At 35.2% G+C, this 12,563-nt stretch carries 14 protein-coding genes; 12 read left to right on the top strand and 2 right to left on the bottom strand.

Features of this window, described 5'->3' with window-relative positions; genetic code table 11:
* Positions 1-35: 35 nt before the first annotated feature.
* The 10 genes from BXY58_RS08720 to BXY58_RS08675 all read left to right on the top strand — a co-directional run bounded on the left by BXY58_RS08720 (position 36) and on the right by BXY58_RS08675 (position 7,409).
* Positions 36-278, top strand: coding sequence for a hypothetical protein (locus BXY58_RS08720; protein WP_120213470.1), 243 nt, complete (start codon positions 36-38; stop codon positions 276-278).
* Positions 260-565 (top strand): type II toxin-antitoxin system RelE/ParE family toxin, encoded by a 306-nt coding sequence (locus tag BXY58_RS08715; protein WP_120213469.1) that lies wholly within the window; start codon positions 260-262, stop codon positions 563-565. The genes BXY58_RS08720 and BXY58_RS08715 overlap by 19 nt, the downstream gene beginning before the upstream one ends.
* Before the next feature lie 102 nt (positions 566-667).
* Positions 668-1,633 (top strand): Gfo/Idh/MocA family protein, encoded by a 966-nt coding sequence (locus BXY58_RS08710; RefSeq protein ID WP_120213468.1) that lies wholly within the window; start codon positions 668-670, stop codon positions 1,631-1,633.
* A 7-nt stretch (positions 1,634-1,640) separates the two neighbouring features.
* Positions 1,641-2,462, top strand: coding sequence for a M23 family metallopeptidase (locus tag BXY58_RS08705; RefSeq protein WP_120213467.1), 822 nt, complete (start codon positions 1,641-1,643; stop codon positions 2,460-2,462).
* Positions 2,463-3,077: a hypothetical protein gene (locus BXY58_RS08700; protein WP_120213466.1), complete on the top strand. Its 615-nt coding sequence runs from the start codon at positions 2,463-2,465 to the stop codon at positions 3,075-3,077.
* Positions 3,078-3,168: 91 nt separating this feature from the next.
* Positions 3,169-4,167, top strand: coding sequence for a DNA adenine methylase (locus BXY58_RS08695; RefSeq protein ID WP_120213465.1), 999 nt, complete (start codon positions 3,169-3,171; stop codon positions 4,165-4,167).
* A 49-nt stretch (positions 4,168-4,216) separates the two neighbouring features.
* Positions 4,217-5,107: a 3-hydroxyacyl-CoA dehydrogenase family protein gene (locus tag BXY58_RS08690; RefSeq protein ID WP_120213464.1), complete on the top strand. Its 891-nt coding sequence runs from the start codon at positions 4,217-4,219 to the stop codon at positions 5,105-5,107.
* A 6-nt stretch (positions 5,108-5,113) separates the two neighbouring features.
* The gene (locus BXY58_RS08685) at positions 5,114-5,686 is read left to right on the top strand and encodes a DOMON domain-containing protein (protein WP_120213463.1); all 573 of its coding nucleotides are present in this window, start codon (positions 5,114-5,116) and stop codon (positions 5,684-5,686) included.
* A gap of 73 nt (positions 5,687-5,759) precedes the next feature.
* Positions 5,760-7,091, top strand: coding sequence for a hypothetical protein (locus BXY58_RS08680; protein ID WP_120213462.1), 1,332 nt, complete (start codon positions 5,760-5,762; stop codon positions 7,089-7,091).
* 78 nt (positions 7,092-7,169) lie between these two features.
* Positions 7,170-7,409, top strand: coding sequence for a hypothetical protein (locus BXY58_RS08675; RefSeq protein ID WP_120213461.1), 240 nt, complete (start codon positions 7,170-7,172; stop codon positions 7,407-7,409).
* Between the two features lie 54 nt (positions 7,410-7,463).
* Here BXY58_RS08675 and BXY58_RS08670 read toward each other — a convergent pair whose 3' ends face one another.
* Entirely contained in the window at positions 7,464-7,865 is a 402-nt protein-coding gene (locus tag BXY58_RS08670; protein WP_120213460.1) for an META domain-containing protein, read from the bottom strand.
* Positions 7,866-8,084: 219 nt separating this feature from the next.
* On the opposite strand from BXY58_RS08670, the gene BXY58_RS08665 reads away from it, so the two are divergent.
* Entirely contained in the window at positions 8,085-8,531 is a 447-nt protein-coding gene (locus BXY58_RS08665) for a KTSC domain-containing protein (protein WP_120213459.1), read from the top strand.
* 91 nt (positions 8,532-8,622) lie between these two features.
* Positions 8,623-9,282 carry a hypothetical protein gene (locus BXY58_RS17175; RefSeq protein ID WP_308659105.1) on the top strand — a complete coding sequence of 220 codons (660 nt, stop codon included), beginning with the start codon at positions 8,623-8,625 and terminating at the stop codon, positions 9,280-9,282.
* A gap of 58 nt (positions 9,283-9,340) precedes the next feature.
* Here the strand turns inward: BXY58_RS17175 and BXY58_RS08655 are convergent, their stop codons facing one another.
* Positions 9,341-12,559, bottom strand: coding sequence for an efflux RND transporter permease subunit (locus BXY58_RS08655; RefSeq protein ID WP_120213458.1), 3,219 nt, complete (start codon positions 12,557-12,559; stop codon positions 9,341-9,343).
* Between the last annotated feature and the right edge of the window lie 4 nt (positions 12,560-12,563).

Here is a 12,563-nt window from a genome sequence, read left to right as displayed (position 1 = left end):
TTTTTTCTGTAAATTTGATATAAAATAATTCCAAAATGAGTTCCGCTGAATTACAATTAAAATTAGATATCATTAATAGAATAACCGAATTAAAGGAAATTCGAGTGATAAAAGAAATCAAAAAACTTTTGGATTTTGAACTTGATGAAGAAATTTTTGAATTATCAAAACAACAACAAGACAGAATTGCAGAAGCAAGAAAAGAATATACAAATGGAGAAGTTTCCAGTGATGAAGAAGTGAAAAAAGAAATCGAAAAATGGCTAAACGAAAAATAGTCTGGACTAATTCTGCAAAATCTGAGCTTAAAGAAATATTAATCTATTGGACCAATAAAACCAAATCCAAAACTTACAGCAAAAAACTCAACAAATTATTTACTGAAGCCATTGATCTATTGTCACAACATCCAAAAATCGGAAGGACAACAAATGATCAAAATGCTAGAATAAGTATTGTCCGCAATTACTTAATTTTCTATGAAATTAATGTGAATGAGATAATCATATTATCAATTTGGGATGCCAGGCGAGATGAAAATCAAACAGATTTTCACTACTCGTGATAAAATAAAAGTGACAAGACTCAGAAACTTCAAAAATTCTGAGTCTTTTTTTATTTGGATTTGTGATAATTCTTAAATTTACCTCCTTAAGAAAAATAAGCTATGATAAAAGCAGGACTTGTAGGCGCTGGACATTTGGGGAAAATCCATTTGAGATTACTGAATCAATCTGAGAAGTACGAACTTGTTGGTTTCCACGATAAAGATGCAGAGAACAGCAGAAAACTGGAAGCGGAATTGGGTTATAAATATTTTGAAAGCTTCGAAGCTTTGCTGGACGAAATAGAAATGCTGGATATTGTAACACCCACTGTCTATCACTACGATTATGCTGTAAAAGCGATTGAAACAGGCATCCATTTTTTTATCGAAAAGCCTGTAACTCAAACCCTTGAACAAGCGGAAGAAATTCTTTACAAATGCAGAGAATTCGGTATCAAAGCACAAGTTGGTCACGTTGAAAGATACAATCCGGCTTTCATTGGTGCGAAAGATTATATTCAGAATCCAATGTTTATCGAGATTCACAGGTTGGCAGAATTCAATCCGAGAGGAACAGATGTTTCTGTAGTTTTGGATTTGATGATTCACGATTTGGATATTTTGTTGAGTTTGGTAAAATCTAAAGTGAAGCAAATCCACGCGAGTGGTGTTTCCGTTGTGAGCAAAACACCGGACATTTGCAATGCAAGAATAGAGTTTGAAAATGGTTGTGTGGCGAATCTCACAACTTCCAGAATATCGATGAAAGCAATGCGTAAATCGCGATTTTTCCAGCAAGATGCTTATGTTTCTGTAGATTTTTTGGAGAAAAAAGCGGAAGTTATCCGAATGAAACCAGCACCAGAAAATCCGTCTGACTTTGATATGATTATCGAAAATGCGGAAGGCGAGAAAAACCAAATCCTTTTCGAATATCCGAATATCCAACCGAACAATGCAATTCTTGACGAATTGGAAAGCTTTGCGAACGCCATTGACAACGATTTGCCAGTTCAGGTTTCTTTGGAAGATGGAACAGAAGCGTTGAAGGTGGCGTTGGAAATTATGAGGTTGATACAGAAATAGTGGATTTATGAATTATAAAGTTTTTTATCTTTTATTATTTCTTCCTCTACTTATTTTTTCTCAGGAATCTCCTGACATAAAGTTTGACAAATATTTAGAAAACAAAACCAACGTAATTACTGTTGACAATAATGAATTTTGCCCTGTAAGTATTGAGTATGAATATTCTGGAGAAAATGTAAAATCCAGTTTAGCTAATAAAAGTATTATTGTAATCCCTGCAAATACTAAAAAATTCATTATTTCAAAAATTGACGCACAAGATCAATTTAAATCTTACAAATTCAATTATAATGTTTATTATGTTTTTGGTGATGTGAATTCAAAGCCTGCTGATACAGAAGAAGTCTATTGGCTGCCCTACCCGACTAATACTTCACAAACGATTTATCAAGGATATAATGGTGCTTTTTCTCATCAAAATGCTTATTCTTTAGATTTCAGTCATAAACTTGGCACTCAAGTTTTTGCTGCAAGAAGTGGAAAAGTAGTCATTACAAAATCAGATTCTAATCAATCTTGTCTTACAAAAGATTGTGCAAAATTTAATAATAAAATTATCATTCTCCACGATGATGGAACCTTCGGGGAATATGTACATCTTAAGAAAGATGGCATAACGGTTAAAAAAGGTGACGACGTCAAACAGGGAGAATTAATTGGATATAGTGGGAATACTGGTTGGAGCAAAGGTCCACATCTTCACTTTTCAGTTTTTACGAATAAAATTGATGGAGAAAGAACATATTACAAAACCAAATTCCGAGTAAAAGGAAGTCCAAATCCAATTTATCTGCAAGAGAAAAAAAATTACACCAGAAATTATTAAATGAATCTCCAATCCTTAGAATCCGAGCTTAAGAAGCGTCTTGATTTTCCTTACAATTGGGGAAGAAAGCAGTCGGATGAGTGGGATAGAAAAACGAAATTCATTTACCAGACTCAGGATTTTGAAAACCTTAACAATCAATGTAAAGATTTTGATTCAGAATTGAGAAATTATGCTTTCAATCGTTGGCTGAATTTCTGGTCTGCAAAAGCGATTGAACAAATAATTACGAATCATCCAAACGTTAGAAAAGAAGAAAATCAGTTTTCGAAAACTGTAGACTTTTATATTTCGGAGATTCCATTTGATCATAAAAGCAGCGTGTTTCCAAAACAATTGGGGAAAAGTTTTGATTATGCGATTGATCACAAAAAAGAATTGATTGAATGGCTTTATCAAAATCAAAGTCAGCAAGGAAGAAAACATTTTGAAAACCGTTTGTTTATTATTTTCTTCAATGAGAAAAGCAACGAACATTGGAAGCTGAAAACAGAATTGACTCTGATCCAAGAAAAGATTGAAGATTATCTGCGTAATTTTTCCAAGGACAATTTAGTTTCCTTAAATTTGGATTCGAGGGAAATTTTGTCTGATGTTATTTGGATTAAAGCCTAAAATTAAAAAACATTTCGACTCCGCTCAGTGTGACAAATCTAATTTACCCTTGTCAGGCTGAGGCTCTCGAAGCCTTTATGATCAATTATTAATGAATTACATCGGTTCCAAAAACAAACTTTCAGATTTTATCAAACAAAACGTTTATCAAATTGTTGGTAGAGATCTAAGCGAAAAAACATTTTGTGATCTATTCGCTGGAACCGGAATTGTCGGCAGAAATTTCAAAGCAGAAACCAAAAAAAACATCAGTAACGATTTCGAATTTTACAGTTATATTCTGAACCGCAATTACATCGGAAATCATCAAACATTTGAATTTAAAAACCTGATTCAAGAGCTGAATCTTCTTGATGGAAAATCTGGTTTTATTTTTAATGAATATTCGGAAAATGGGACATCTGAACGGCTTTATTTTTCAGAAGAGAATGGAAAAAAAATAGATTCGGTTCGACAAAAAATTGAAAACTGGAAATCATCCCAGAAAATCAGCGAAGATCAATATTATTTCCTGCTTTGTTCACTTTTGGAAGCGGCTGATAAAATCGCCAACACGGCTTCGGTTTATGGTGCGTTTTTGAAACAAATCAAAAAATCGGCTCACAAAAAACTGGAACTTCAGCCTGCTAATTTTGAACTGACTGAAAACAATCACGAGGTTTATAATGAAGATGCCAACGAATTAATCAAAAAAATCGAAGGCGATATTTTGTATCTCGACCCACCTTACAACGCACGGCAATACGGCGCCAACTATCATCTTCTGAACACGATTGCGAAATATGACAATTTCTCTCCAAAAGGAAAAACGGGACTGAGAAATTATCAAAAATCAAAATACTGTAGCAAAATTGAAGTTTCAAAAAGCTTCGAAGACCTCATCCAAAACGCTCATTTTCAACATATTTTTCTAAGCTATAACAACGAAGGATTGATGCCAGAAAGTGAAATTAGGAATATACTTTCCAAATTCGGGAAATATGATATATTTACAACCGAGTATCAGCGTTTCCGTGCAGACAAGGAAGAAAACAGAAATCATAAAGCTTCGGGAACGACAGAGTATCTTTATTATCTTGAGAAAAATTAATAGAAGTTAGAGATTAGACTGACATTTGAAATTAAAATAAAAAATAAATATGAAAAACATTGTTGTAATAGGTGCTGGAACTATGGGAAATGGGATTGCTCATACCTTTGCTCAAAGCGGTTTCCAAGTGAGTCTGGTAGATGTAAAACAAGACAATCTGGACAAAGCTCTGAAAACCATCACCACCAATCTTGACAGAATTATTGCTAAAGGAAATCTAACAGAAGAAGAAAAAGCTAAAACGCTTGGCAACATTACAACATTCACAGATTTGAAAGAGGCTGCTCCAAATGCTGATTTGATAGTAGAGGCTGCGACGGAAAACCTGGATTTGAAACTGAAGATATTTAAACAAATTGATGAGCTGGCACCGCAAAACTGTATTCTTGCGACCAACACTTCTTCTATCTCTATTACTCAGATTGCTGCAGCAACAAAACGTCCTGAGAAAGTCATCGGAATGCACTTTATGAATCCTGTTCCAATTATGAAACTGGTAGAAATCATCAAGGGTTACTCGACTTCCAAAGATACTTTTGACATGATTTTTGAGATGTCTAAACAATTGGGGAAAGTTCCTACTGAAGTGAATGATTATCCAGGATTTGTAGCCAACAGAATCCTGATGCCAATGATTAACGAAGCCATCGAAACACTGTACAACGGTGTTGCTGGCGTGGAAGAAATTGACACCGTGATGAAACTCGGAATGGCCCATCCAATGGGACCTTTGCAGTTGGCAGATTTCATCGGACTGGATGTTTGTCTAGCTATCTTAAATGTAATGTACGACGGTTTCAAAAACCCTAAATATGCACCCAATCCATTATTAGTCAATATGGTAATGGCGGGCAAAAAAGGAGTAAAATCCGGTGAAGGTTTCTATGATTATTCTGAAAGTAAAAAAGCTGAAAAAGTTTCGAAAATGTTTTTAAAATAAACGGAGATGTTTTCAAAAAAATTTCTTTTACTTCTAACGTTTCCAACATTAATCTTTGCTCAGGAAAAAATGCTTTCTGCTGATTTTGATGGCGATAATATTAGAGACAAAGTTTATTTGGATCCTGATAACGGAGCGGTTGTGTATCAGCTTTCTTCTCAGAAATTCAAGAAAGTATCTTCTAATCAATTCGAAGATTCTGGAGAAATATTTTTTGATAAGACTAAAAATGGTTTTAAGGTTAAGCTGAATCAAATGCGAGCGGGCTATGCTTATCAGTTTCGGTATGAAAAAGAAACCGGAAAAATGCGTTTGATAGGCATGGAACGTTATGAATTCGGTCCCGCCAACAATGATGGAAGCGGAGAATCCAGCGTTAATCTTCTGACGAATACCTATATCGGAGAATGGAATTATTTTGACAATAATAAAATAAAACTTGTCAAAATGCCAACAATTAAAAAGAAAATGATTTTCCCGAAAACGTATTTTGATAATCTCGGTAATGTATTGTCAACCTACATCGACAAGGATGTTCAGTATTATCTGGCAGAGAAGAAAAGGCTTTATAAACAATAAAAATACTGTTAATTTAAATTACGATTTATAACTTTGTCATTATTGATTTGACAAAGTTTTTTATTTTTAAACTATGATTTCCGTAAAACTCAATTCAAAATACGAGAAAATTCTTCAAACTTTATTGATTATTATTACTTATGTGATGATTATCTTTCGGTTTTTGTCTAATGAAAAAGGTCGCGTAAGCCCCGATTCTATAAGATATATGCGCCAAGCCGACGTTTTTCCGGTCATTGATAACACCACTGCGCCGTTGGGATATCCTCTTTTTATCAAATTCTTTACTTTTTTTGGGCTGGATGAATTCTGGAGCAGCAAATTGGTTGGTGTTCTGGCTTATACTTTCATTCTGATTTTTGCGTATCGAAGAAAATTTTATTTCAAAGAATTACTGGTAACTTCTGCTCTGTTCAGTTTTGTCAGTATTTTTTCTTTTACGATGTCTGAGGCTTTGACCTTACCTTTCGTCATCTTATTTTTCTTCACAGCACGTCAAATCATCAAAAACCGAATTAGTCAGGCCCAGGGGATTTTCTTCCTGACACTTTTGTTGATTTTGTTACTTAATATCCGTTACAGTGCATTATTCCTTTGTGCCGGAAGCATTGGTTTTGGCTTATTGAAAATCGGTAAACATTACTGGAAGTCTTTTGCCATCTCCGGAGTTTTAGGTATTGGATTCTATGGCCTTTACAAAGTAACTTTCATTGATTATTTTAATGAAAATTACATCAATATGTTTTTGGAAATCGGACTGAAGCCGACTTCACAATTGTTGGTTGAATTGTTCCAGGGATTGACGACTACGTTTAATCCCTTCATTCATATTGCAGATCCCAACGGCGGAGCCATTAATTACGGAATCTATGGCATCGGTCTATTAACAATCCTTGTGATGATCTTTCTATTTATCAGAAACAGATTATCAGAAACAGAAAGATTTATTTTACTTAGCTCGCTGGTCACCATTATTTTATCCTATTTTATCCAGTATGTTTATTCTGTCAATGCTATTGATTACCGTTTGCTGGCGCCATTTTCTATTGGAATCTGGATGGTTTTCTTCAGAAAAATATTTCAAATTTTTGATGACACAACTTATGCCGTTGCGTTTATGAGTTTGGCAACAGGATTTGTTTTCAGCTGGCTGTCCAAAGGTGATTATATCGAGAACAGAAAAGCCATTACCCGCTTTTTGAAAGAGGAAAAAATGATGGATAAGAAACTGCTGTTTTTTATGAAAGATCAGATGGATAATGACGGGCAAACAGCAGAGCTCATCAGTACCGTTAATCCGCATATCTATATCACTTTCAAGCCTTCTGATACGCTTAAAAAAGATGTTTTGACGAGGTATAAAGTAGAAAAGAAAATCAGAATCAAAAAAAATAATTATCAATAATTGTTTCGGGAATTTTTCTATCTTTGGACCATAGAGTGATAGTCACAAGTACTCTGATTTATTTTAAAATTTTATATTATGAAATTACCTAAGTTTTTATTAGCCGACAATTCTGAATTTCCAGAAGATCTTTTTGTAGTACACACAGAGTATCCGCGTTTTATCCTTAACGTAGAAGAAGAGGATGTTGAGTGGTTGGATGACTTGGAAGGAGACGATGAGGAAACTGTAGCTAACGAGGCTACTAAAGTGGTGGAAGAAGCCTTCAAATGGTGTGATGAAGAACTTGCAAAATATGACGACGAAGACGAAGAATAATAAAAAAGGAACTCAAATTTGAGTTCCTTTTTTTATGTTTATAACCTTTACAAATTACTGCTTATTGAACTTTAGCAGCAAAAGATTGTCTTTGTAAAGTTCCAGTGTTGTTTCTGTCACCACATATTTGTTCACTTCTTTCAAAACGCCAAGATAGCTGTTTTCTGTCGTCATATTGTTGCACATTTTTCTGGTGGAACCAATATTCTTGGCTGAGAAATTGCCCGCAGAAGTATCAATAGTTGCATCAGAAAAATAATTGTTACAGCCTGCATTCCCGGAGATCCTGTTCTGCTCTATCAGCAATGTAGGTTTATTAGTAACATCGTCTGCCAACACCCATTGCGTTCCTGTAATCGGAGCCTGATTTCTCCCAACTTTTGAAGCATTCCCTACTCTACTGGTACAAGAGACAACCGTCAAAGCTAATATAGATGTAAAAAAAAGTTTTTTCATTTTTTTAAAAATTACCTTTCAAAGATAGGATTTTCTTTTTTAACATAATTAATTTCAGTTGAGGAAAAGACAAAACAAAGTGATGTCTATTCTAATATATGATCTCAATAATATTAAATTAATATAAAATAAAAAACTCAAAATAATTTAATAATGAATTAGTTACGATTTATAAAAATTAAAACTTAATTTTGCACGCTGAAATAGGGATCATCCGATATGAAAAAATTAGGCGAATACAGAAAACTTCTTGGCGTTGATAAATCGGCGACTTTGAAAGATCTTAAAAATATCTACAGAAATACGATGAAGGATACGCATCCTGACAAATTTATCAATGACGAAGCCGGAAAACTGGAAGCGGAAGAGAAAAGTAAATCTGTGATCGAAGCGTATCATTTCCTGGTGAGCATCAACGAAGAAACTCAAGAAAAATATAAGGAAGAATACACGGAAACCATTACCAACTCCATTATTCAGGATTTTTATCTGGAAAAATCGATTTTGACAGTGCAGCATTTGAACGGAAAATCATTCGAATACCTGGGCGTTCCAAGAAATACTTACATCAAAATGGTGAATTCTGACTCACCAAGCCGTTTTGCAAGAAGACATATCTATGGCAATTTTATCTATAGAAAGTCTGGCGAAGCCATGGCAGATTAATGTTTCTATTTTAAAATATATTGAGACTTTCAGATTTTTCTGGGAGTCTTTTTTTATATTTAATGATTAAATTTAAATCTAATAATAAAATATGACTGCCGAAGAATTCGTAAAAAATTTTTATTTAGAAAAACAGAATATTCTTAATTCCAGTTTTGATACTCAGTCTGAATTCAGAAGTCTTGTTTCAACAAAAATTGAAGAATTAAATCTGGATGAAATTGAAACTGAAAAATTTAAAAAGATTATTTCCAATATTTTAGATGATACTTTATATACAATTCTACTTGGTTTAGATGGTTCAGCAACTATTGGTAATTCACAAGAGACTTTTAAAATCTATGATGAGGAAAATAATTTAATTTCAGATTGCGGGGATTTGGAACGTTTAGCATATGAATATTTTCACGAAAACAAATTAGAAACCGAAAATTCAAAATGTGATTTTATAGCTCAAATAAATTTCAAAAGAGAAAATGAAGGAGGTCGTAAAAATTATGTAAAAAGTGATTACAGGTCACAGCTTGTTTTCAATTTTGATGATTACCAAACTTCTGCACGTCAAATTTATATTGGAAGCGAGTTTGCATTTCCAGGAGATTTAGTAAATGCAGAGATTGACTTACTATCTCAAGATTATTTCCAAGGAAAATTAAAAATTGGAATGAGCTTCAAATTGTATGAAGGTTTACAATTAATTGGAATTGGAAAAATCATTAAGATTATAAACGAAAAACTTAACAAACTTTAAAACAAAAAAAGCGCATCAATTACTTGATGCGCTTCTCGGTTAACTAAATTAATATATATTAATCTACGTGCTTCGGTGTGTAACCGTCCTCACTTAGTTCTCTGTGTTCATATTCAGCTTTCATTTCAGCGTCATAATCCACTGTTTTTCCTAGACTCCATCCGAACCATTTATTGAATAATCTACTAAAGAATCTAATGGCAGATTCCATAAGTGAATAAACAACTGGTACGATAATCAAAGTCAGGAATAATGACGATGTCAAACCACCGATGATTACCCAAGCCAAACCATTGTTCATCTCCGCTCCTGCACCTTTGGCAATCGCAATCGGAATCATACCGAAGATCATCGCAATCGTTGTCATTAGGATCGGACGAAGACGAGCGTGGTTGGCCTGAATCAAAGCATCGTGCGTGTTAGCTCCAGCTGCTTTTCTCATATTGGCAAAGTCGACAATCATAATCGCGTTCTTCGCTACCAAACCAATCAACATAATCATACCGAGCATTGTAAAGATATTCAGTGAGTTTCCGGTGATTGCCAGAATTACCATTACTCCAATCAATGCCAACGGAATGGAGAACAATACTACAAACGGATATACAAACGAATCATACAAGGATACCATTACCAAGTAAACTAATACAATAGCTGCTATTAATGCAATTCCCAAAGTACCGAAACCTTCCGTCTGGTTTTCCATATCACCACTCCAGATATAAGTTACACCTGCAGGTTTTGTTTTTTCGTTATCCATAAACTGCGCTGCCCACTCGTTGGCAACATCTCCTACAGGACGACCAACAACTTTAGATTTTACCTTTACAGAAGGCGCTTTATCTCTACGTTCCAGCAAACTTGGTCCTGAACCCATTTTTACCTCAGCAAATTGACTCAATCTTATTTGTTCTCCCTGAGGATTGGTGAACATTAAGTTTCTTACATCATCAATAGACTGTCTGTTGGCATCACCAAATCTAATATTAATATCATATTCATATTCTCCCGCTCTGAATTTTCCGTCTGTATTTCCACTGAACGCCGTCTGCATCGTTTGTCCTACACTTGAAAGATTTAAGCCTAGAGAAGCCATTTTATCTCTGTCGATATTCACCTGAACTTCCGGATTTCCAGAATCAGTTGACAATTCAGCATCTACGGAACCTGGAACTTTTTTAAGCAATTCTAAGATTCTGTTTGCTTCTTTGTTTGCCGTTTCGTTATCCTGAGCCGTTACCACCATTTCAATCGGTGCATTATCTGCTCCCATTAATCCGATTGGTGCTGTTTTAAACTCAACTCCGGTGAATTTTTCTTCTAAAGCTCTCTTGATTTTAGCCGACTTGATATCTGTACTTTCGTTACGTTCCGCTTTGTCAACTAAGATCACCTGAATTTCTGATTGATATAAAGTTGCCTGAGCTCCACCAAAACCTGATGATTGCTGACCAACTGTCGTAATCATATCAACCACATCTTTGTCTTCTCTCAGATATTTTTCAACCGCCAATGTTACCTGGTTTGTTTTTTCTACAGAAGCATCTTTTGGTAATTCCATCTGAACAAGGAACTGTCCTCTGTCCATTTTCGGGAAGAATTCACCCCCGATAAATCCGAATGCCACCAACATAAAGGAAGAAATCAATATAAGGAATGTTACAATAACAGTCATTACTCTTCTTAATGTCGATTTCAAACACCATTCTAAGATTCCACTGATCCAATGTGTAAATTTCTCCAATTGTTTCTCAAACCAAAGGATGAATTTTTCAAAAGGATTTTTTCCTGTCAAATGTACCAACTTACCAAATCTTGAAGATAACCAAGGAATAATGGTAAATGAAGCCAATAACGATAACATTGTTGCAATAACCACGGTCACACAGAACTGTGCCAAGATATCGGACACCAAACCTGAACTCATCGCAATCGGTAAGAATACCACCACGATTACCAAAGTAATTGCCGTTACAGTAAATCCAATCTCCGAAGCGCCATCATACGCTGCACGGATTCTGCTTTTCCCCATCTCCATATGACGGTAAACGTTCTCCAAAACCACAATCGCATCATCCACAAGAATACCTACAACGAGTGAAAGTCCCAATAAACTCATCAAGTTCAAGGTGTATCCCATCAGGTACATTCCGATCACAGTTGCGATCAACGACACCGGAATCGAAACCATTACGATGAAGGCATTTCTGATGTTGTGAAGGAACAATAACATTACCACAGCCACGAGAATAATCGCTAAGAATAAATCGAAAATTACGTGATCTGCTGCCGCAAGGGTAAAGTCTGTTGTATCATCTACGATATTGACTTTGATATCCTGAACTTTATAATTACCTTCAACCTGAGCAATGGTTTTCTTAACCAATTCTGAAACCGACACGGCATTGGCATCAGATTGCTTTTTGATCTGCATCAAAATGGTAGAATTCTGATTGTATCTAGCCACTTTCTCAACGTCTTTCTGAGTATCGAAAACTGTTGCGATATCAGACAAACGAACCTGCGCACCGTCTTTGTTGGAAACCACAAGATTGTTCATTTCCTGTACATCTCTGTATTTTCCAGATAGTCTGATAGTAGATCGTGAAGTTCTCGTCTTCAAAGCTCCTGTTGGGAAATCTAAGTTTGACGAAAGAATCGCTTGCTGTACATCGCCTATTGAAAGACCATAACCCTGCAGTTTCTTTTCATCCAAGCTTACCTGAATTTCTCTCTCCTGTCCACCAACAAGATCAACCTGAGCAACACCGTTGACACGGGAGAAAATCGGTTCAATTTTTTTATCTAAAAGATCGTAAAGGTCTTTGTTATTCATCTTACTACTGGAAATACTCAAAGTCATAATCGGTAGATCATCCAGTGAGAATTTTTGTAGTGAAGGCGGATCTGCATCTTCCGGAAGGTCTGCTAAAATTGCATTTACCTTTCTCTGTGCATCATTCAAAGCGTAATTGACATCGGCACCAGTGTTCAGCTGAACCATAATTACCGATAAACTTTCGTAAGAAGACGATTCTACTTTTTTTACGTTTTCCAAAGATCCAACCGCATCTTCAATCTTTCTGGTTACCGAAGTTTCCACCTCTGCAGGCGAAGCTCCGGGATAAACCGTAGAAATGGTTACCATATTGGTTTCAAACTTCGGAATCAATTCGTACCCCATCATAGAGTAACTCAACAAACCTCCCAGCGTCAGAATCGTAAATAGTACGATTACCAGCGAAGGCCTTTTAATGGATATTTCTGCTAACTTCATCTTC

Source organism: Epilithonimonas arachidiradicis (genome assembly GCF_003610695.1).
In the GTDB taxonomy this organism is placed as follows: domain Bacteria; phylum Bacteroidota; class Bacteroidia; order Flavobacteriales; family Weeksellaceae; genus Epilithonimonas; species Epilithonimonas arachidiradicis.
The sequence above is the reverse complement of the archived record's forward strand: the minus strand, read 5'-3'. Positions and strand labels throughout refer to the sequence as shown.